This is a genomic window from Qipengyuania sp. Mu-71 (assembly GCF_036867055.1).
Lineage (GTDB): Bacteria > Pseudomonadota > Alphaproteobacteria > Sphingomonadales > Sphingomonadaceae > Qipengyuania > Qipengyuania profunda.
Map to the genome: position 1 here is coordinate 1,764,659 of NZ_JBAJHR010000001.1, position 19,916 is coordinate 1,784,574.

A 19,916-nucleotide genomic window follows, 5' to 3' on the forward strand; every position below is an offset into this window, starting at 1 on the left:
GAGCGATCCCAGCTTTCGCTGGGATGACTGAGTTTGGGGTGGAAAGCAGTCACCTTGACTGCCGCATCTTTCGGACCGCCCAAACAGCAGGGTCGGAAAAAAGGAAGATGTAGGTGATGACTCTCGCGCTCCAATCATCGGCTACAAGATAGGCGATTGCCCCGCACGCGAGTGCGAACAAGAACCAAGACATCCAAGGCTTCATGGAGCAAACTTAGACTGCTTTCTCCAATGGCTGCAACGGGGTCGTTTCCTGCCTGTCAGCTTTTCGTCCCAATGCCGCGATAGCAGCCTGTCGGCTTTCGGGATTTGCCGAGGCGCTCGCGAAAGGCTCAATCGAGTCGCTTGCGGCCACCCCGCCCTCACCCACCCGCGTGGTAGAAATCATACACCTGCTGCGCCACGCCCGCGCTGATGCCGGGGGCGCGTTTGAGGTCGTCCAGCGCGGCGGCCCTGACCTTCCCCGCGGTGCCGAAATGCAGCAGCAGCGCGCGTTTGCGCGAGGGGCCGATACCGGGGATCTCGTCGAGCGGTGAGGCGGTGATCGCGCGGCTGCGTTTGGCGCGGTGGGCGCCGATGGCGTAGCGGTGGACCTCGTCGCGCAGCGTCTGGAGGTAGAACAATAGCGGCGAATTGACCGGCAGCGTCTTTTCGCGCCCGTCGGGGAAATGGAACACCTCGCGCCCCTCGCGCCCGTGATGCGGGCCCTTGGCGATGGCGATTAGCGGGACGTCCTCGATCCCCATTTCCTCCAGCGTGTCGCGCACGCTCGACATCTGCCCCTTGCCGCCATCGATCAGCACCAGATCGGGCCAGATCGCCTCGTGCCCCTTGCCCTCGGTGCGCGCGTCGAGATCGCGCCCGGTTTCGGCCAGCTTGCGGAAGCGGCGTTCCATCACCTCGCGCATCATGGCGAAATCGTCATTGGTCTTCGCGGTTTTGATGTTGAACTTGCGGTACTGGCCCTTCTCGAAGCCTTCGGGGCTGGCGACGACCATCGCGCCCAGCGCCTTGTCGCCCTGGATATGGCTGTTGTCGTAAACCTCGATCCGCTGCGGGACCTCTTCCAGTTCGAGGAATTCGGTGAGGTCGCGCAGGACCTTCGCCTTGGTCCCGGTTTCGGCCAGCCGCCGCTCTAGCGCCTCGACTGCATTGCGGCTCGCCTGCTGCATCAGCTTGCGCCGCGTGCCGCGCTGCGGGATCGAGATCGCGACGCCGTGCCCCGCCTTCTCGCACAGCGCCTCGGCGACAAGGTCCTGTTCGGGCAGCGCGCGGTCGACGAGGATGGTGCGCGGCGGCGGCACTTCCTCGTAGAATTGCAGCAATACGTCGGAGAGCACCTCCTCCTTCTCGAGCTCGCCCGTATTGCGCGGATAGAAGGTGCGGTGGCCCCAGTTCTGCCCGCCGCGGATGAAGAAGGCCTGCACCCCGACCTGCCCGCCCTTGGCGGCGAGCGCGAAGACATCGGCATCGCCCACGCCCTGCGCGTTGATCGCCTGGCTGCCCTGGATGAAGGTCGCCGCGCGCAGCCGGTCGCGCAGGATCGCCGCGGTCTCGAAATCGAGCTCCTCCGCCGCCTTCGCCATCTGCTTTTCCAGATCCTGCTGCACTGCACTCGACTTGCCGCCGAGGAAGTCCTTCGCCTCGCGCACCAGTTTCTCATACCCCGGCTCGTCGATCCGGCCGACGCAGGGCGCGCTGCAGCGCTTGATCTGGTACAGCAGGCAGGGCCGGTCGCGATTGTTGAAGAAACTGTCGGTGCAGCTGCGCAGCAGGAACAGTTTCTGCAGCGCGTTGAGCGTCTTGTTGACGCTGCCCGCGCTGGCGAAGGGGCCGTAGTAATTGCCCTTGGCCTTGCGCGCGCCGCGATGCTTGGTGATCCGCGGGAAGGCGTGGTGGGCGCGCAGCAGGATGAAGGGAAAGCTCTTGTCGTCGCGCAGCAGCACGTTGAACGGCGGGCGATAGCGCTTGATCAGCTGCGCTTCGAGCAGCAGCGCTTCAGCCTCCGAATTGGTGACCACGATTTCCATCGCGCGGCACTGGCTGATCATCCGCTGGATGCGGTTGGTGAGGCCCTTGATCTGCGTGTAATTGGCGACCCGCGCCTTGAGGCTGCGCGCCTTGCCAACATAGAGCACGTCGCCGCGGGCATCGAGCATGCGGTAGACGCCCGGGCGCGGCTTGAGCGTCTTCACCGTCTCGCGGATCGCGGTGATGCCCGCTTCGAGATCGGGCTGCGCACCGGCCACGGTCTTGCTGGCGCGGTCCTCGTGGAACCGCTCCTTGCCTCTCGGATCATGCGGGGAACCGGCTTTCGTGCGCGACATGCATGGGGAGATAGTGCGCCGCATCGGCTTGTGCAAAGCCGGTTTTGCCGCCATCCCCCGGGCGATGGACCCAACCAAAATTGCACCGCCGCGCACGGTCGGCTTCTGGGGGACGTCGCTGTTCCCGCTCAACGGGATGATCGGCGCGGGGATTTTCGCGCTACCCGCAGTGCTGGTGGCGGCAGTGGGCAACTTCGCCCCGTGGATGATGCTGGTCGGCGGGATCCTCTTCCTGCCGCTTGCGCTGTGCTATGCCTGGATGGCCACGCGGTTCGAGCATAGCGGCGGATCGGTGCTTTATGGCGAGGCCGCCTTCGGGCGTTTCGTCGGTTTCCAGGCCGGCTGGGCGCGCTATGCCAGCGCGATCGTGACCGCGGCGGCCAACATGCATGTGATGGTTGCCTATCTCGCCGCGCTCTTCCCCGAACTGGCGGGGCCGGTCGCCTCGCCCGTCGCGGTGGCGATGGGGCTGGCGCTGATCACCGCGATCAATCTTTACGGGATGCGCGCATCGGTCGGCGCGCTGGGCGTGATGACCGCGATCAAGCTGGTCCCGCTGGGTGCGCTGATCCTGTCGGCCTTCTTCGCGGGGGGCGAGATGGGGGCGGTGACGCTGCCGCAGTTCAGCCAGGTCGAGACGGTCATCCTCCTGACCTTCTACGCCTTCATCGGCTTCGAGGGCGTGGTCGAGGCGGCGGGCGAGTTCAAGCATCCCAAGCGCGACGTCCCGCTGTCGATCGTGACCATGGTGAGCGGGGTGACGCTGCTCTACATGGCGATCATCTGGGCCTTCATCGCGATCGGCCCCCAGTTCGCGGGCGAGGACAATGCGCTGGCGGGCGTGGCGGGTGCCTCGATGGGGCAGATCGGGTCACTCGCGATCGTCGTCGCGGCCAGCTTCAGCATCGGCGCGAACAATTTCGCCAGCGGCGTGGCGCAGCCGCGGCTGATGTACGGCATGGCCGAGCGCGGCATGCTCCCGCGCTGGTTCGAATATGTCCACCCGCGCTTCCTCACGCCGTTCAACGCGATCCTGTTCTATGGCGTGGTGGCGATGCTGTTCGGCCTGTGGGAAGGCTTTGAGGTGCTGGCGATCGCGGGGACGCTGGTGCGGCTGGTGACCTATATCGTGACCAGCTGCGCGCTGCCCGTGCTCGAACACCGCGAGGGGCGGATCGTCCCGTTCCATCTGTTCTGCGTGATCTTCGCGGTGGGCAGTTCGCTGTTTATCGCTGCCCAGGCGCAGGCGCAGGCGTGGCTGGTGCTCGGCGGGTTTATCGCCGCGGGCACGCTGCTGTATGTTATCGCGGCGCGGCAGAAGCCGGAGTACCCGATCGACGAGGCTTAGTGGGCAGGCGGCGACGGGCCGGGCGCCCCTATAATACAATCTATCTATTACAGTGATCGCCCGATCCTGCCTGGAAGACGAAAAAAGCGCTGATTAGATATACTTGGCGATAAATGCGCCACTACCCCCTGTAGTGGGCGGCGCAATTCTACAATTCTTCCGATCTTTTCAAAGACATTGTCCGCTCACTCGAGTCGGAATGAGTCAGTGAGAACCGTCGATTACGACGACGTACGGTCGCGTCTGCAAAACATAGCAAACAGGAGACCGCCAATGTCCGGCCATGAACATCACGGAATGAAGCCCCTCGAAGGGATGAGCGCCTATTGCCGGCGCGGGCACCAGCCCGGCCACCAGCGCGACGACCGTTTCGGGCGGTTGTTCCCCAAGCTCAGTCCCGCCTACATCCCTATCCACACGCTCGAGGCGATCGGCCGCAAGGGCGGGCCGATGGATGGCAAATCGAAGAACGACCGGACCGATACCGTCCCCGTCGGCATGGTTTTCTTCGGCCAGTTCGTCGATCACGACATCACGCTCGACGCGAGCACCACCTTCGACAGCGTGGTCGACGATCCGGGCGAGATCGCCAATGTCCGCACGCCCACGCTCGATCTCGACTGCGTCTATGGCGTCGGGCCCGAAGCGCAGCCCTATCTCTACGAACAGGCGGGCGCGTTCGCGGGGGCCAAGCTGCTGACTGGGAGCGACAATCCCGGCCAGGCGGGCGAGCGCGACCACGATCTCCTGCGCAGCCCCAATGGCCGCGCGATGATCGGCGATCCGCGCAATGACGAGAACCGCATCATCAGCCAGCTGCAACTGGCGATCATCCGCTTCCACAACCACGTCTGCGACACTCTGCATGCGGAAGACGGCTTCGAGGGCGAGGAATTGTACGAACACGCCCGCGAGGAAACCACCTGGCATTACCAGTGGGCGGTGGTGAACGATTTCCTCGCCGCCATGTGCGGCCGCCCGGTGGTCGAGCGTATCCTCGGTTGTGGACGCGCGCATTATTGCGGCGATACGCCCTTCATCCCGATCGAATTTTCGGTGGCTGCCTATCGCTTCGGCCATTCGATGATCCCGATGGAAATCCAGGTGCAGAAGGGCAAGTCGCCGCTCGAACTGTTCGGCGCGATACTGGGTGGCGGTTTCGATGCGCTGGGCACACCCGATGGCGTGGTCGACTGGCACGAATTGCTGTTCACCCCGGCCAACCGCCAGGTCGAACGCGCGCAGAAGCTCGACCTGCTGCTGGCGGGCGACCTGCTGCAATTGCCGTTTATCACCAACGCCGAAAACTCGCTCGCGACGCGCAACCTGCTGCGCGGCAATGCCTTCCTGCTGCCCGGCGGCGAAAAGGTGGCCGAAGCGATCGGCTGCGATCCGAAGTGGACCGCCAAGGTGAAGAAACGGATCGCCAATCTATCCGACGCGGTCGATGGCGCGCTGTCCGAACACGGTGTCCCGCTGTGGCTGTGGATCCTTGCCGAAGCCGAGGTGATCGGACGCGAGGAAAGCGACGGCAGCACCAAGGAAGGCGAAGCGCTCGGCCCGGTCGGCGCAACCATCGTCGCCGAGACGATCATCGGCCTGCTCGAGAATGACGACCACTCCTATCTCGGCAGCAACCGCAACTGGTCGCCGCGGCCCGAGTGGGACACGCTGGGCAAGCTGGTGACCGTGGCGCAGCCCTAAAGGCTTGCACACCGCCCCCGCGCGGCTAGGGCGCTTCGCATGGAACATGGCTTCGATGCGATCGTCCTGGGCGCCGGGGCCGCGGGCCTGATGTGCGCGGCGCGTGCGGGGCAGCGCGGGCGCCGCGTGCTGGTGCTCGAACGCGCAAGCGCGCCGGGGAAGAAGATCCTCATCTCGGGCGGCGGGCGCTGCAATTTTACCAATATCGGCGCGGGTCCGGCCAATTACCTGTCCGCCAACCCCCATTTCGCCAAATCGGCGCTCGCACGCTACACCGCGCAGGATTTCCTCGAACTCGTCGAAAGCTACGGCATCGCCTGGCACGAAAAGACGCTCGGCCAATTGTTCTGCGACGGGTCGGCCAAGCAGATCGTCGCGCTCTTACTCGAGGAATGCGCCAAGGGCGGCGTCGAGATCCGCTGCGGCGAAGAGATCGTCCGCGTCGAACAAGGCGACGGTTTCACCGTTACCACGCAGACCGGCAGCTATCGCGCCCCGGCGCTGGTAATCGCGACCGGCGGCCCCTCGATCCCCAAGATGGGCGCCACCGGCTTCGCCTATGATCTTGCGCGGCAATTCGGTCTCAAACTGGTCGAGCCGCGGCCGGCGCTGGTCCCGCTGACGCTGGGCGGCGAGGAAGTGCTGTTCCGCGACATTTCGGGCGTGTCTGCGCCGGTCGTCGTCTCGGCCAATAAGGCCAGCTTTGCCGAAGCCGCGTTGTTTACGCATCGCGGCCTGTCCGGCCCGGCGATCCTGCAGGCCAGTTCCTACTGGCGGTCGGGCGAACCCCTGTTCGTGGACTTCCTGCCGCAGCGCGGCGCCGGATGGCTGCTCGACGCCAAGCGCGCCAACCCGCGCGCGGGCCTGCGTGCGCAATTACGCGACGCCTTCCCCGCGCGGCTGGCGGATATATTGACCGACAAGCTCGCGCTCGAAGGCGAGCTGGGCAACCTGCCCGACAAGGCGCTGCGCGCCGCGGGCGAACGGCTCAAGCGGTGGGAATTCCGCCCCAATGGCACCGAGGGCTTTGCCAAGGCCGAGGTTACCGTCGGCGGCATCTCGACCGCCGAACTGTCATCGAAGACGATGGCCGCCAAGCGTATCCCCGGCCTCTATGCCATTGGCGAGGCGGTCGATGTGACCGGCTGGCTGGGCGGCTACAATTTCCAATGGGCCTGGGCGAGCGGGGTCGCGGCGGGCGACGCGCTGTAGCTTCGCGCGCCGCCCCTGCCGCTAGAACATCTTGCGCAGATCCACGCCGATATAGCGCCCGACCGGGTCGATCCGGCGCGGGTCGTAGGCTTCGGGGACGACCCCGCTGGCATCGACCACGCGGCGCTGCCCATCGAACACATTGTCGAGCACGAAGGCGACACGGAAGCCCTTGAGGAAGCCCTCGTCGCGTTCGAGGATTTCCCCGAGATCGGCGAACAGCCGCAGGTCGAAGGTCACCAGGTCGCCGAAGAACAGATCGCTCGATCCGGGCAGGCCGCTACCGCGCAGCTCGGCTTCGCCGAGGTAATTGCCCGACAGGCGCACGCCATACCCATCGATGAACATCCCGGCTTCGAGCCGCGACGTGTGTTCGGGGATCGCGCCGCTACCCAGCACAAAGCCGTCGAGCTGGTCGAAAACCGGTCCGCCAGCCGCCAGCGTCACTTCGTTTTCGAGCGCGATGGTGTGGTTGAGGTTGACGAAATAGCGCCCGCCCGAGCCGCCACGCCGGGCGAAGGGGTTCATCCCGCCGCCGCGCTGCTGGCTTTCACCCTGCGGCGGACCACCCGCGCCATCGGCGGCACATGTGCGCTCGCGGAAGGCCTTGAGCCGCTCGGGATCGATCTCGCCATCTTCGCCGCGCAGCCGTTCGAGCATCTGCGGCGGCAATTGGTCGAGCTGCGGCGGTTCGGCGCACAGCGCGGTGCGCAGCTCGGCGAAGCGGCCGATATCGGCCTCGCCCTCGGCGCTGCACAGCCGCTGGCGGAGCATCTCGACGCGCGCCGGATCGGGCTCGCCATTCTCGTCGAGCAGGCGGGCCCGCATCCCCTCGGGCAGCTGCGACAGGTCGGGTGTGCCGGTAGTGGGTGCGGCGCATAGTTTCTCGCGCATCGCAGCAAAGGCCGCAGGATCGAAGCGCGAACCGCCAGCGCTGCCACCGGGGCGCCCGGCACTGCGGCCAGCCGCCGGCGGACCGCCCCGGCTGCTTTCGCCGCTATCCGAACCGCCGAAGCTGCCGCGGGTCGATAGACCGAAGCTGAGCGTGCGGCTGCGCGTTTCGTACAGCGTCACCGGGCTGCGGTCGATCGCCAGCAATTCACCCGCCCCATTGCGCGTCACGCGATCGGGAAAGGCCTGTTCGAAAGCCGAGGTGAACGCGGGCGAGGACAGCGTGACATCGCGCGAGCGGTTGATCGCATAATCGGCCTGCAACCGCGTGCCTTCCCAGAAGGGCAGTTCCCAGTTCGCGCCGAATTTCCAGTCGGACTGCGTTTCGGCGCGCAGGTCGGGATTGCCGCCGGTGATCACCGTCGCCAGCACATCCTGCCCGGTGGCGAAATCGAACACCGAGACATTGGCCTCGTCGATCCGCGGCGAGCCCAGCGCGCTCAGCCCGGGGGCGACTTCGCGCCAGATCCGCGTCGCCTGCAGGTTGAGGTTTTCGAATGGCGACCAGTTCACGCCCAGGCTCCAGTCCTGCAGCGTCCCGAAGTCCGACAGATGGTTGATCCCCGCCTGCCCGGAAACCGAGATGTCGCCAACGGCATCGAGGAAGCCGGTCCGGCGGCTGGTAAGCGGGACGACGATATTGACGCCGCCCGACAGATCGCCGCGCGTCAGCTGCGTATCGAAAGCGGTACGCGTGTCGTCGCTCTCGATCCGCTGCCAGTCGTAACCCACATCGAAGGTGGTCGCGATCTCGCCTGCGGGGATTTCGACCGCGATGCCGCGCAGCGTCACCAGATTGGTCGCATTCCACGTGGTCGAGCGCGAAATATCGTAGCCCGCAGCGGCGCTGCGATCGACTTCACTGCGCGTCTTGGTGCGGCCGCCGTCGAAGGTGGCGGTCAGCTGGAAGTCGCCGACCGGCTGGGTGTAGCTGGCCGCAGTGGACAGCGTATCGGTGCGGTTGCGCCGTTCGATCGGTTCGAGCACGCCATCGACCTGGCGCAGGCCCGACAGGCCGAGGCTTTCCTCGCGCGAGCCAGTCAGGTTGAGGCTGATCGAGGAACCGTTGTCGATGAAGGCCTTGGCATAGTTCGCGGTCGCCTCGACGCCGTAGCTGTCCGAGACGAGGCTGCGGAACGGGGCTTCATCGGCGACACCGGGGATCGACGAAGTGGTCACCAGATCGCGCTCGTCCTCGGTCAGGAGGCTGACGTCTTCGACCTCGAGATTGAGGTTGATCCGCGCGCCGTCATTGATCGAGAGGTAGCCGATCTCCTGCTCGTTGCGCCAATAGCCGCCGCGCGCGGGCGCCTCGGCCTCGACTTCCGCGGTGATCGAGGAATAGCTTTCCTGCAGCACGATATTGACCACGCGCTGGTCGGGCGAATAGCCGAAGCGCTGCGCCACTTCCTCGGCGAAAACCTCGATCTTGGCGATGCTTTCGGGCGGATAGGAACGGAATTCGCGGAAGCTGGACACGCGGATGCCGTTGATTAGGAACACCGGCCGGCCGCTGCCGCGCCCACCGCGCGCGCTGCCTGTCGCGGGTTCGATCGCCGCGATGATATCGGCGATCGAGCTGCCGCCGAACGCCGCGATATCCTCGCTGTCATATTCGGCCACGGGTGGCTGGTCGACGATCAACTGCCCGCGGATGCGCGCACCGGTGACGACGATCGTCCCGGGTGCGGACAGCACGTCTTCATTGACCTCGGGCGCGGGCTCAGCCGCCTGGCCGGTATCCTGGGCGTGGACCGCCGTGGCCCAGCCGAGTGCGAGGAGCGAAGTTGCGACAAATGATAGGGATTTCAAGCGCAGGGCCTTCCGTCTTAAATTATCCAAACCGCCCCCGTGTGGCAGGCTATTGCGACGATGAATGCCGACAGGCAAGCGGGGTTTCCGTATCGGTTTGTCGCTGAACGAATAGGATATACGTTCCGTCGATGGCACTTGGATGCAGCGAGGCTTCCCTTTTCCCCCCGTCACCGCTAAAGGCCGCCGCTCATATTGCACAATCGAACGGATACGAAGACCTACATGGCGAAAGAAGAACTTCTCGAAATGCGCGGCAAGGTGGTTGAACTGCTGCCCAATGCGATGTTCCGCGTCGAGCTCGAGAACGGCCATGAAGTGCTTGGTCACACCGCTGGCAAGATGCGCAAGAACCGCATCCGCGTGCTGGTGGGCGACGAAGTCCTGTGCGAACTCACGCCCTACGATCTGACCAAGGCGCGGATCACCTACCGCTTTATGCCCGGTCGCGGCGGCCCCGGCCCGCAATAAGCGCCGGTGGGCCAGCCCACACTCATCCTCGCATCGGCCAGCCCCCGCAGGCGCGAATTGATCGCGCGCCTCGGGCTGGAGCCGGCTGCGATCAATCCCGCCGATATCGACGAAACGCCCGCTGCCGGCGAACGCCCGCGCGACTATGCCATCCGCATGGCGCGCGAGAAGGCGCAGGCCGCCGCAACGGACGACGGCTTCGTGCTGGCCGGCGATACGGTGGTCGCCGCCGGGCGCCGCATCCTGCCCAAGGCGGAGGATGTCGCGACCGCGCGGAAATGCCTCGAACTGCTTTCGGGCCGCCGTCACCGTGTGCTGTCGGCGATCGCGCTGCGTGCACCCGACGGCACTCTGCGCGAGCGGCTGTGCGAGACCGTGGTCCTGTTCAAACGCCTCTCCGCCGAGGAGATCGACGCCTATCTCGCCAGCGGGGAATGGGAGGGCAAGGCCGGGGGCTATGCCATCCAGGGCCTCGCCGAAGGGCTGATCTCGCGCATCCAGGGCAGCCATTCGGGGGTTGTGGGACTGCCGCTCTATGAAACGCGTGCGCTGCTCAAATCCGCAGGGTTCCAGATTGTCTGACAGCGGGGGGCCTGGCAGCGACGGGCCCGAATGGCTGGTCGAACACGGGATCGGCGAAAGCCGCGCATTGCTGGTCCACGGCGAAGAGGTGGTCGCCGCGAAATTGCACTGGCCGGGCGATCTCCCGGTCGACAGCACCGCGCTGGCGCAACTGGTGTCGAAGCCCGCCGGGGGTGCACGCGGGCTCGCGCGGATGGCGAATGGAACTGAAATCCTCGTCGACCGCATTCCGCCCCGCGCGACCGAGGGCAGCGCGCTGACCCTGCGCATCACCCGCGCCGCGATTGCCGAGCGCGGACGGTTCAAGCGCGCGCAGGGCCGCGTGATCGAGAGCGAGGCCGGCGCACCGCCGCCGCGCGACGATATCTTCGTGCTGGGCAATGCCGTCCGCCGCCTGCCCGCGGGCGAGTGGAACGAGATCTGGCATGCCGCGTCATCGGGCGAGGTCGCCTTCACCGGCGGCGCGCTGCTGTTCAGCGTGACGCCCGCAATGACGCTGATCGATATCGATGGCGATCTGGCGCCGCGCGAACTCGCGCTCGCCGCGGTCCCCGCGATTGCGCGCTGGCTGCGCCTGTTCGACCTCGGCGGTTCGATCGGGATCGACTTTCCCACGCTGACGACCAAGGCGGATCGCAAGGCGGTGGACGAGGCGCTCGACGCCGCGCTGGAGGGCTGGCCGCATGAACGCACCGCGATGAACGGCTTCGGCTTCGTCCACATCGTCGCACGGCTGACCGGCCCTTCGCTGCTCCACCGCTTCGCCACCGCCCGCGTGGGCGCTGCGGCGCGCATGGCGCTGCGCCGCGCGGAACTGGTCGACGGGCCGGGGATGACGCTGCTGGCGATCCATCCCGCGGTGCGGGCCAAGCTCAAGCCCGAATGGATCGCCGAACTCGAACGCCGCACCGCGCGGCCCCTGCGGATAGAGACCGATCCCGGGCTTGCGATCGAGGCCGCCACCGCCCAGATCGTGCCGCATGACGAGTAAGCCCCGCCCCTGCCCGATCTGCCGCAAGCCGCGCAGCGAGGAGCACACGCCGTTCTGTTCGCCCCGCTGCCGCGACCGCGACCTCGCACAATGGTTCGGCGATGGCTATGCCGTGCCGGCGCGCCCCGCCCTGCCCGAGGAAATCGCGGCGGAAGTCACCAAGGGGCAGGACGACTAATTACCCCCTTGCCAAGGCGAGCCAGCTTCGCCATAGGCGCGCTCTCATTGCTCGCGGGGCTGTTTTGAAGCCCCTTCGCCGAAGCAGTGTGCCCGGGTAGCTCAGGGGTAGAGCAGACGACTGAAAATCGTCGTGTCGGTGGTTCGAATCCGCCCCTGGGCACCACTTCGCTGCAATGCTTTCCCTCTCACGCCGCCCACGCTAGGCAGCGGGGATGCATGAAACCGCCAGCACTGCGCTCTCCGCTTTCGACATCGCCGCGATCCTCGTGGTCGCCTCGGCATTGCTGGGCTGGTTCAACCACCACTTCCTCAAGCTGCCGCATGTCATCGGGCTGACCGTGATGGGCGCGCTGGGGGCGATCGGGCTCACGGTGGCCGATGCCTTCATTCCCGGGGTGACGCTCGACGACTGGGTCGCCGACACGCTGCAGCAGATGAATTTCACCGAGACGCTGCTGCAGGGCATGCTCAGCTTCCTGCTGTTCGCCGGCGCGCTGCATGTCGATCTCGACCGCCTCAAGGTCGCGTGGCTGCCGGTGCTACTGCTCTCCACCGTCGGCGTGATGATTTCGACCGTGCTCGTCGGGCTCGCCATGTGGGGCGTGGGCATGCTGCTGGCGCTGGGGATCGCGCCGATCTGGTATTTCGTCTTCGGCGCGCTGATCGCCCCGACCGACCCGGTTTCGGTGCTCGGCGTGCTGCGCGAGGAAAAGGTCCCGCAATCGCTGCAGAGCGCAGTGGCGGGCGAGAGCCTGTTCAATGACGGCGTCGGCATCGTGGTGTTCATCATCCTGCTCGGCGCGGCGGTGAGCGGGAACGACTTTTCCTTCGCCGAGGGCGCACGGCTGTTCGCGATCGAGGCGGGCGGCGGCATCCTGATCGGGCTGGTCGCGGGCTATATCGGCTACCGCGCGCTGGCGGGGATGGACGAATACACGCTCGAGGTGCTGGTCACGCTGGCGGTGGTGATGGGCGGGTATGCGCTGTGCAACTACCTCACGCTTTCGGGCCCGCTGGCGATGGCGGTGGCCGGCCTGTTGATCGGCAACCACGGCGTTACCTATGCGATGAGCGACGTGACGCGCGATTACCTCGTCAAGTTCTGGGAGCTGGTCGACGAATTGCTCAATTCGGTGCTGTTCCTGCTGATCGGGCTGGAAATGATCGTGCTGGTCGCGGGCTTTGACGAACTGGTGCTGGCGCTGGCGGCGATTCCGCTGACGCTGGCTGCACGCGGGGTCGGCATTGTCGTTTCGACCAAGGCGATCCCCGCCGCACGGCTGCAGGACAAGGGCGCAGGCCGCGTGCTGTGGTGGGGCGGGCTGCGCGGGGGGATTTCGATCGCGCTGGCGCTGTCGCTGCCCGCGGGCGAGACGCGCGACCTGATCCTCGCCGCAACCTTCGCCGCGGTGCTGTTCAGCGTCCTCGTCCAGCGCGCCACGCTGGGGCGGCTGATCGAGAAGCTGAAACGCGACCACGCGCCCGCGGTCGAAGACGATACCGCGGCGGCAGCAGGCGCGCCGCCTCCGCCCTAGGACGCGGTCACATCGTCCGCCGCGGCGCCGATCTCGGCCCAGATGCGCGCCAGATCGGCATCCTCGATGCAATAGGGCGGCATGACATAGACGGTGTTGCCGAGCGGCCGCAGCAGCAGGTCCGCCTCGCGGAACCGGCGCAGCAGCTTCGGCCCGAGGTCGGACAGATAGCTGCCGCCCGGATTGCCCAGCTCCAGCGCGGCAATCGTCCCGCAGCGCCGCGCATTGCGCACCATCGGATGTTCGCCGAGCGTATCGAGATGCGCCTGCTGCTTCGCTGCCAGCGCCGCGATCCGCTCGAGGACCGGCTCCTCGCGCCAGATCGCCAGATTGGCGTTGGCCGCCGCGCAGGCCAGCGGATTCGCGGTATAGCTCGACGAATGGTAGAACGTGCGCGTGCGGTCGGTCGAATAATGCGCGTCCCAGATCGGCTCGCTCGCCATGGTCACCGCCAGCGGCATCGCCCCGCCGGTCAGCCCCTTGGACAGGCACATGATATCGGGCACCACATCGGCCTGTTCGCAGGCGGTCAGCGTGCCGGTGCGGCCCCAGGCGGTCATCACCTCGTCGGCGATGAACAGCGTGCCGTGGCGGGCGCAGATCGCGCGCATCTCGGCCAGCACCGCAGGCGAATACATCAGCATGCCGCCCGCCCCCAGCACCAGCGGTTCGACGATGAACGCCGCCGCCCCGCCCGCGCATTCGGCTTCGAGCGCGTCGAGGGTGGGCTGCGGATCATTGCCGGGAAAGGGCACGCGCCCGACATCGAACAGCATCGGCGCATAGGCGGCGTTGAACACCCCGCGCGCACCCACCGACATCGCGCCGATCGTATCGCCGTGATAGGAATGCTCCATCACCACGATCCGGCTGCGGTTCTCCCCGCGATGCGTCCAGAAGCCGAGCGCCATCTTCAGCGCGACCTCGACCGCGGTCGAACCACTGTCGGAAAAGAACACGCGGGTCAGTTCGTCGGGCAGGATCCGGCACAGTTCGCGCGCAAGATCCTCTGCCGGTTGGTGCGTCCAGCCAGCGAAGATCATCTGGTCGAGCCGCTGCGCCTGGTCGGCGATCGCCGCCATGATGCGCGGGTGGCAGTGGCCATGCGTGGTCACCCACCAGCTCGAAATGGCGTCCACCACGCGGCGGCCGTCCTCGGTGTGCAGCACCGCGCCTTCGGCATGCGTGACCAGCGGCACCGGATCGCCCAGCCCGTGCTGCGTGAAGGGATGCCATACTGGCGATTGCGTCACAGGAAATCTCCCAGGTCGAAATTCTCGGTAAAGGCCCGGGCGAGCGTCGCCGCGTCGAGCGTGGCGAGCAGCGGCAGCCGGCCGAGCCGCTTTACCTCGCCGAGCCGGCAGATCGTCGCCTCGCTGTCCTCCACCGCGTCGCCGACGAAGGCCACGCCGTGGATTGCCACCCCGCGCGCGCGCAGCGCTTCGATAGTCAGCAGCGAATGGTTGATCGTGCCCAGTGCGGTGCGCGCCACCACGATCGCAGGCAGGCCCCAGCGCGCGAACATGTCGGCATAGAGCAAGTCCCCGCCGAGCGGCACGAGCGCGCCGCCCGCCCCCTCGACCACCAGCGGACGCGGCGCGGGAAGTGCCAGCCGGTCGGGATCGATGGCGACCCCGTCGATCTCGGCTGCGCGGTGCGGCGAACAGGGCGTCGCCAGGCGATAGGCCTCGGGCAGCACGCGGGTTTCGGGCAATCCCGCAAGCTTCGCCACCTGCGCCCGGTCGCCGCCTTCCTCCAGCCCCGCCTGCACCGGCTTCCAGTAATGCGCATCGAGCGCGCCGGTCAGCGCGGCGGCGAAAACGGTCTTGCCGACGTCGGTATCGGTCCCCGTGACGGTGAATGCACTCATGCGAGTATCTCCGAAAGCGTGTCGGCCAGCGCGTCGATCTGCGCCCGGCCGATATTGAGAGTGAGCGAGATGCGCAGGCGGCTGCTGCCCGCAGGAACGGTGGGCGGGCGGATACCGCGGATATCGAAGCCCGCGCTGCGCAGCGCCCCGGCAATCTGCATGGTGCGTGCTTCGTCACCCAGCACCAGCGGCATGATCTGCGATCCGCTGGCGCTGACGCCGAAGGGCGCGAGTTTGCGGCCGGCATAGCCGATCAGATCGTGCAGCGCTTCGCGCCGTCCGGGTTCCTCCTCCACGATCCTCAGCGCTTCGCGCACGCAGGCGGCCATCAGCGGCGATGGCGCGGTGGAGAAGATGAAGCCCCGCCCGCGATTGATCACATGGTCGCGCATTACGCGCGGCCCGCACAGCAGCGCGCCTTCGCTGCCCAGGGCCTTGCCGCAGGTTCGCAGCACGATCGCGTTATCGCGTCCGTCGATATCCGCAGCCAGCCCCCGGCCGCCATCGCCGAACACGCCGGTGGCATGCGCATCGTCTGCCAACAGCACCGCGCCATGGCGATCCGCCAGATCGGCAAGTTCGGCAATCGGTGCACGGTTGCCGTCCATGCTGTAGAGCGTTTCGACCGCGATCCAGGCCTGGCCCGCGGCATTGCCGGCCCGCCAATGCGCGAGCGCTTCGGCAAAGGCGCCGACATCATTGTGCGGCACCGCAATGCATTCCGCCCGCGACAGACGCATCCCTTCGTGCGCGCTGGCATGAACCAGCGCGTCGTGGAAGATCGCATCCCCGCGCTGGGGCAGTGCCGACAGCAGCACGCTGTTCGCGCCGTAGCCATTGGCGAGGAACAGCGCGCTTTCGCAGCCGAAGAAGCGCGCGGCCTCCGCCTCCAGCGCCTCGTGTTCGGGATGGTTACCGCGCAGCAGCCGCGAACCGCCCGAACCGACGGGAACCCCGCGCTCGAGTGCGTCCATCACGGCGTTCTTGAGCCGCGCGCTGCCCGCCAGCGCGAGGTAATCGTTCGAGGAGAAATCGGCGCCGCCGGGAAGCGACAGGCTGCGCAGCCGCGCCGCGTGCGCCAGCCCCGCCAGATCGTCGACCTGCGCGGCAAGCGGAGTGTTGGTGGTGCGCCCCGTATCCATGCCGCGCGCGCTAACCACCGCGCCGCGCGCCTGCAATTGCTTTCGTCAATCGGCTTCTGTATGGCTCGCTACACGCCCCGGCAGTCGCAATCGCCAGTCGATTCCGTCGCCGGGGCGCAGGCTTTTCTAGCGTGAAGGAATGCATATTCATGGCTCGTCGGCGCCAGATCTACGAAGGCAAGGCCAAGATCCTGTACGAAGGTCCCGAACCGGGCACGATCATCCAGTATTTCAAGGATGATGCGACCGCGTTCAACGCCGAGAAGAAGGGCACGATCAACGGCAAGGGCGTGATCAACAATCGCATCAGCGAATATGTGTTCACGCGGCTGTCGCACATCGGCATCCCCACGCACTTCATCCGCCGCCTCAACATGCGCGAACAGCTGGTGCGCCAGGTGGAAATCATCCCGCTCGAAGTGGTGGTGCGCAATGTCGCTGCCGGTACGCTGAGCAAGCGTCTCGGGATCGAGGAAGGCGAGCTGCTGCCGCATACGCTGATCGAATATTGCCTCAAGGACGATGCGCTGGGCGATCCCAAGGTCTCCGAAGAGGAAATCGCCTGCTTCAACTGGTGCAGCCATGAAGAGCTGCAGGACATGTCGAGCATGGCGATCCGTATCAACGATTTCCTCTCGGGCATGTTCAGCGCGATCGATATCCGCCTGATCGACTTCAAGCTGGAATTCGGCCGCATCTGGGATGGCGATTTCAGCCGGGTGATCCTGGCCGACGAGATCAGCCCCGACGGCTGCCGCCTGTGGGACATCAACACCGGCGAAAAGCTCGACAAGGACCGCTTCCGCCGCGACCTCGGCGGCGAAAGCGAAGCCTATCAGGAAGTCGCGCGGCGTCTCGGCCTGCTGCAGAACGAAGACAGCGGCCCGGGCGAAGTGCTCGACATGAACGCGCATCGCGGGCGGCTGCGGACCCCGTCCAAGCCTAAGAAGTAACGCGGCCAGCCGCACCCGGCGCGAGCCGCGCGGCGCAGCGTTGGTATAGAAAAAGGGCCGGAGGGATCGCTCCCCCGGCCCTTTTCTTGGTCGGTCGTCCGCGCGCTTAGTAGCTGACGCGGGCCGAGATACCGAACACGCGCGGATCGTTGACGAAGGCGGTGTTGTTGTTGAAGTCGATGCCGCCCTTCACATTGTCGGCATCGAGGATGTTGCGGACGAAAGCGGCGACTTCGAACGTGCCGTCCCGCTTGGCATAGCCGACGCGCAGCCCGCCCTCGATCTGGTTGTTGGTGTTGAACTCGGCGCTTTCGTAGATGAACAGGTTGGTCTTGCCCTGGTAGGCCCAATCGGTGAAGGCGAAGAGCTCACCCGCATGGCCCACCGGAACGCCGTAGCGCGCGGTCACGTCGGCGATCCATTCGGGCGCATTGGGGAACGGGTTGCCGTCCACCAACGCGCGCGTGTTGCCCGACAGGACCACGGTCGGATCGGTCACGGTGCACTGTGCACAGATGCCCACGGCCAGCGTGTCGTCCTGGATCTCGGTCTTGTTCCAGCTGACGCCTGCAGTGACGAGGAAGTCGGGCGTGATCTGGAAGGCGCTGTCGAGTTCGAACCCGTAGCCGCGACCTTCCTCGGCATTGACCAGTTGCACGAGGTTGCCCGCGCCGCCCACCGCAGTGAACTGCGGATCGTCGATCGTGTAGTAATAGACCGCGCCGTTCAGACGCACGCTACGGCCCGCGAATTCGGACTTGAAGCCGGCTTCGTAGCTCATGATCTTTTCCGAGGTCGCGATCGACGGGGCCGAACCGAAGGCGACGTCGCGGCCCTGGATGGTCGGCGCGCGGAAACCGCTCGCCACGCGGGCATAGACGCTGGCGTCGGCGCCGACATCGTAGAATGCGGCGAGGTCCCAGCTGATCCGCTCGTCCTTGACGCTGCGCTCCTGCGCATCCGGCCCCGAGATGAACGAGGTCTGCGTCACTGCAAACTGCTTCTCGTCCTCGGTATAGCGTAGGCCGCCGGTCAGCTTGAGCGCGGGGGTGATTTCACCCGTGACCTGGCCGAACACCGCCCAGCTCTCGTTGGTGTGGTTGACGGTCACGGGCGGCGGGAAATCGAAGCCGATCGTGGTGACGTCGAAGTCGCTGTCGAAGTAGAAGCCGCCGACCTGCCATTGCAGCGGGCCGTTCGCAGCCGAAGCAATGCGGACTTCCTGCGTGAACTGTTCGAGATCGATCGAGTCCTGCGTATCGCTGGGGAACGGGATGAAGCCCGGACCGGTGACGAGGTTACCCCCGTCGATATCGCCGCGGCTGCGGCCTTCGCTGTTCGCCCAGCTGGTGATGCTGGTGAAGGTCGCGAAATCGGCTTCGTAATCGACCTTGGCGGTCGCGATCTCGGCCTTGTAGGCGGCTTCGTTACGCCCGCCGGCGTCGTAAAACACCGTGTCGCGATCGTAATTGTCGTTCAGCTCGTTGTCGCCGGGGCCAAGGATATTGGCGCGGAACAGCGTCGACTGGCCGTCGAGGTCGCGGATCGAGTAGCTGCCGAGGATCGACAGGCGATCGCCGGGGGTGATCAGCAGCTGCGCGCGGCCCGCCACTTCGCTGTAGGCGCCGTAGACGTCCTCTTCACCGGTGAAACCGTTGTCGACCCAGTTGTCGCGCTGCTGCCACAGGCCCGAAAGGCGCAGCGACACCACCCCGGGTGCGAGCGGCAGCGTCACGCCGCCATCGGCCGAGATGCTGTTGAAGCTGCCGTAGCTGACCGAACCGTCAACCGCGAATTCGTCGCCCGGCTTGACCGTGTCGATCTTGACGATGCCGGCAGGCGTGTTGCGGCCGAACAGCGTGCCCTGCGGCCCGCGCAGCACTTCGATGCGCTCGACGTCGAAGATGGGGAACGACTTGAGCGTCACGTTTTCCATCACGACATCGTCCATCACCACCGAGACCGGCTGCGAGGCGGCGAGATCGAAATCGGTATTGCCGAGCCCGCGGATGTAGAAACGCGGTGCGGCGCGGCCGTTCGAGCTTTCGACGAACAGGCCCGGCACGCGCGCGGCCAGCGCGGTGATTTCAGCGCCCGCATCGAAGATCGTGCGCACGGTGCTGGCATCGAGAGTCGCAGCCGAAACCGCGACATCCTGCAGGTTTTCCTCGCGCCGGTTGGCGGTGACGATAATCGTATTGAGCTGGCCCGCGCCGGCTTCTGCGGTGCCGGAGCTGTCGGCGTCGACATCCTGCGCGAGGGCGGGTTGCGCAGCGAACGCCGCGAAGGCGAGCGTGCTGGCGCCGAGAAAACGGGCAGCGGTGGATCGAATGGTCATGTAGGGAAGTCCTGCTTGAGCGCGCACATGGGGGGCGGGCATTTGGAGGGAAGCGGCACGATCGCCGTGCGCATCCGATAGCAGGTTGCGCGGGAAATTGGCGTGCGACGCTCAGGGTTGCGACAGATTGATTGCAAATGTTGCAATCGCGCTACAATCCGTCGCGCATATGCCGCCCTTGCAACCTTCCCCGCTGCGCATGCGCGCGGGCTTGAATGCGCGCGGGTGCTGCGCCATAGGCGCGCCAACACGAAAGGCCTGTCGATGAAGATCCGCGTCCATGTTTCGCTCAAGCCCGGCGTCCTCGATCCGCAGGGCCGCGCCGTCCACCATGCCCTCGAAGGGCTGGGTTTCGACGGCGTTGCCGATGTTCGCGTGGGCCGGCTGATCGAACTCGAAGTGGCCGATGGCACGAGCGACGCGGCGCTGACCGATATGTGCGAGAAGCTGCTCGCCAACACGGTGATCGAAAACTACCGCATCGAGAAGGTCGGCTGATG

The 19,916-nt window shown here is 66.2% G+C and carries 16 protein-coding genes and 1 tRNA gene; 11 read left to right on the forward strand and 6 right to left on the reverse strand.

The annotated features are described in order from the left end of the window. Positions 1-362: 362 nt before the first annotated feature. Positions 363-2,327: an excinuclease ABC subunit UvrC gene (uvrC, locus tag V6B15_RS08755; RefSeq protein ID WP_334200835.1), complete on the reverse strand. Its 1,965-nt coding sequence runs from the start codon at positions 2,325-2,327 to the stop codon at positions 363-365. 64 nt (positions 2,328-2,391) lie between these two features. On the opposite strand from uvrC, the gene V6B15_RS08760 reads away from it, so the two are divergent. The 3 genes from V6B15_RS08760 (at position 2,392) to V6B15_RS08770 (ending at position 6,591) form a co-directional block, all read left to right on the forward strand. Further along, positions 2,392-3,675, forward strand: coding sequence for an APC family permease (locus V6B15_RS08760; protein WP_334200836.1), 1,284 nt, complete (start codon positions 2,392-2,394; stop codon positions 3,673-3,675). Between the two features lie 273 nt (positions 3,676-3,948). Continuing rightward, positions 3,949-5,379: a peroxidase family protein gene (locus V6B15_RS08765; RefSeq protein WP_334200837.1), complete on the forward strand. Its 1,431-nt coding sequence runs from the start codon at positions 3,949-3,951 to the stop codon at positions 5,377-5,379. 39 nt (positions 5,380-5,418) lie between these two features. Continuing rightward, entirely contained in the window at positions 5,419-6,591 is a 1,173-nt protein-coding gene (locus V6B15_RS08770; RefSeq protein WP_334200838.1) for an NAD(P)/FAD-dependent oxidoreductase, read from the forward strand. A gap of 21 nt (positions 6,592-6,612) precedes the next feature. Here the strand turns inward: V6B15_RS08770 and V6B15_RS08775 are convergent, their stop codons facing one another. Then, the gene (locus V6B15_RS08775) at positions 6,613-9,354 is read right to left on the reverse strand and encodes a hypothetical protein (RefSeq protein WP_334200839.1); all 2,742 of its coding nucleotides are present in this window, start codon (positions 9,352-9,354) and stop codon (positions 6,613-6,615) included. Between the two features lie 225 nt (positions 9,355-9,579). On the opposite strand from V6B15_RS08775, the gene infA reads away from it, so the two are divergent. From infA to V6B15_RS08805, 6 genes are all read left to right on the forward strand, one after another. Continuing rightward, on the forward strand, positions 9,580-9,825 hold the full coding sequence (gene infA / locus V6B15_RS08780) for a translation initiation factor IF-1 (protein WP_047806247.1): 246 nt from the start codon (positions 9,580-9,582) through the stop codon (positions 9,823-9,825). 6 nt (positions 9,826-9,831) lie between these two features. Beyond that, on the forward strand, positions 9,832-10,407 hold the full coding sequence (locus tag V6B15_RS08785; protein WP_334200840.1) for a Maf family protein: 576 nt from the start codon (positions 9,832-9,834) through the stop codon (positions 10,405-10,407). Continuing rightward, complete coding sequence (locus V6B15_RS08790) at positions 10,400-11,398, forward strand: ribonuclease E/G (RefSeq protein ID WP_334200841.1); 999 nt, start codon at positions 10,400-10,402, stop codon at positions 11,396-11,398. The genes V6B15_RS08785 and V6B15_RS08790 overlap by 8 nt, the downstream gene beginning before the upstream one ends. Further along, on the forward strand, positions 11,388-11,576 hold the full coding sequence (locus V6B15_RS08795; protein WP_334200842.1) for a DNA gyrase inhibitor YacG: 189 nt from the start codon (positions 11,388-11,390) through the stop codon (positions 11,574-11,576). The genes V6B15_RS08790 and V6B15_RS08795 overlap by 11 nt, the downstream gene beginning before the upstream one ends. 90 nt (positions 11,577-11,666) lie before the next feature. Continuing rightward, positions 11,667-11,741: transfer RNA gene (locus tag V6B15_RS08800), tRNA-Phe, on the forward strand. Between the two features lie 49 nt (positions 11,742-11,790). Then, positions 11,791-13,113 carry a cation:proton antiporter gene (locus V6B15_RS08805; protein WP_334200843.1) on the forward strand — a complete coding sequence of 441 codons (1,323 nt, stop codon included), beginning with the start codon at positions 11,791-11,793 and terminating at the stop codon, positions 13,111-13,113. Here the strand turns inward: V6B15_RS08805 and V6B15_RS08810 are convergent. The 3 genes from V6B15_RS08810 to V6B15_RS08820 are packed head-to-tail and all read right to left on the reverse strand — an operon-like array spanning position 13,110 to position 16,125. Further along, the gene (locus tag V6B15_RS08810; RefSeq protein ID WP_334200844.1) at positions 13,110-14,366 is read right to left on the reverse strand and encodes an adenosylmethionine--8-amino-7-oxononanoate transaminase; all 1,257 of its coding nucleotides are present in this window, start codon (positions 14,364-14,366) and stop codon (positions 13,110-13,112) included. The two genes, V6B15_RS08805 and V6B15_RS08810, sit on opposite strands and share 4 nt — an antisense overlap. Further along, positions 14,363-14,983, reverse strand: coding sequence for a dethiobiotin synthase (bioD, locus tag V6B15_RS08815; protein WP_334200845.1), 621 nt, complete (start codon positions 14,981-14,983; stop codon positions 14,363-14,365). Before bioD ends, V6B15_RS08810 begins: the two co-directional genes overlap by 4 nt. Then, positions 14,980-16,125: an 8-amino-7-oxononanoate synthase gene (locus V6B15_RS08820; protein WP_334200846.1), complete on the reverse strand. Its 1,146-nt coding sequence runs from the start codon at positions 16,123-16,125 to the stop codon at positions 14,980-14,982. Before V6B15_RS08820 ends, bioD begins: the two co-directional genes overlap by 4 nt. Before the next feature lie 149 nt (positions 16,126-16,274). On the opposite strand from V6B15_RS08820, the gene purC reads away from it, so the two are divergent. Continuing rightward, positions 16,275-17,078: a phosphoribosylaminoimidazolesuccinocarboxamide synthase gene (gene purC, locus V6B15_RS08825; protein ID WP_253517555.1), complete on the forward strand. Its 804-nt coding sequence runs from the start codon at positions 16,275-16,277 to the stop codon at positions 17,076-17,078. A gap of 106 nt (positions 17,079-17,184) precedes the next feature. On the opposite strand, the gene V6B15_RS08830 is transcribed toward purC, so the two are convergent. Next, positions 17,185-19,416, reverse strand: a complete 2,232-nt coding sequence (locus V6B15_RS08830; protein ID WP_334200847.1) for a TonB-dependent receptor — start codon at positions 19,414-19,416, stop codon at positions 17,185-17,187. Between the two features lie 264 nt (positions 19,417-19,680). Between V6B15_RS08830 and purS the strand changes: the two genes are divergently transcribed. Next, positions 19,681-19,914: a phosphoribosylformylglycinamidine synthase subunit PurS gene (gene purS, locus V6B15_RS08835; protein ID WP_320180622.1), complete on the forward strand. Its 234-nt coding sequence runs from the start codon at positions 19,681-19,683 to the stop codon at positions 19,912-19,914. The last annotated feature ends 2 nt before the right edge of the window (positions 19,915-19,916 follow it).

What these genes read in the sequence shown, in the direction of transcription:
- uvrC (WP_334200835.1), bottom strand. Translation starts at nt 2,327, where the DNA reads ATGTCGCGCACGAAAGCCGGTTCCCCGCATGATCCGAGAGGCAAGGAG.
- V6B15_RS08760 (WP_334200836.1), top strand. Translation starts at nt 2,392, where the DNA reads ATGGACCCAACCAAAATTGCACCGCCGCGCACGGTCGGCTTCTGGGGG.
- V6B15_RS08765 (WP_334200837.1), top strand. Translation starts at nt 3,949, where the DNA reads ATGTCCGGCCATGAACATCACGGAATGAAGCCCCTCGAAGGGATGAGC.
- V6B15_RS08770 (WP_334200838.1), top strand. Translation starts at nt 5,419, where the DNA reads ATGGAACATGGCTTCGATGCGATCGTCCTGGGCGCCGGGGCCGCGGGC.
- infA (WP_047806247.1), top strand. Translation starts at nt 9,580, where the DNA reads ATGGCGAAAGAAGAACTTCTCGAAATGCGCGGCAAGGTGGTTGAACTG.
- V6B15_RS08795 (WP_334200842.1), top strand. Translation starts at nt 11,388, where the DNA reads ATGACGAGTAAGCCCCGCCCCTGCCCGATCTGCCGCAAGCCGCGCAGC.
- V6B15_RS08805 (WP_334200843.1), top strand. Translation starts at nt 11,791, where the DNA reads ATGCATGAAACCGCCAGCACTGCGCTCTCCGCTTTCGACATCGCCGCG.
- bioD (WP_334200845.1), bottom strand. Translation starts at nt 14,983, where the DNA reads ATGAGTGCATTCACCGTCACGGGGACCGATACCGACGTCGGCAAGACC.
- V6B15_RS08820 (WP_334200846.1), bottom strand. Translation starts at nt 16,125, where the DNA reads ATGGATACGGGGCGCACCACCAACACTCCGCTTGCCGCGCAGGTCGAC.
- purC (WP_253517555.1), top strand. Translation starts at nt 16,275, where the DNA reads ATGGCTCGTCGGCGCCAGATCTACGAAGGCAAGGCCAAGATCCTGTAC.
- V6B15_RS08830 (WP_334200847.1), bottom strand. Translation starts at nt 19,416, where the DNA reads ATGACCATTCGATCCACCGCTGCCCGTTTTCTCGGCGCCAGCACGCTC.
- purS (WP_320180622.1), top strand. Translation starts at nt 19,681, where the DNA reads ATGAAGATCCGCGTCCATGTTTCGCTCAAGCCCGGCGTCCTCGATCCG.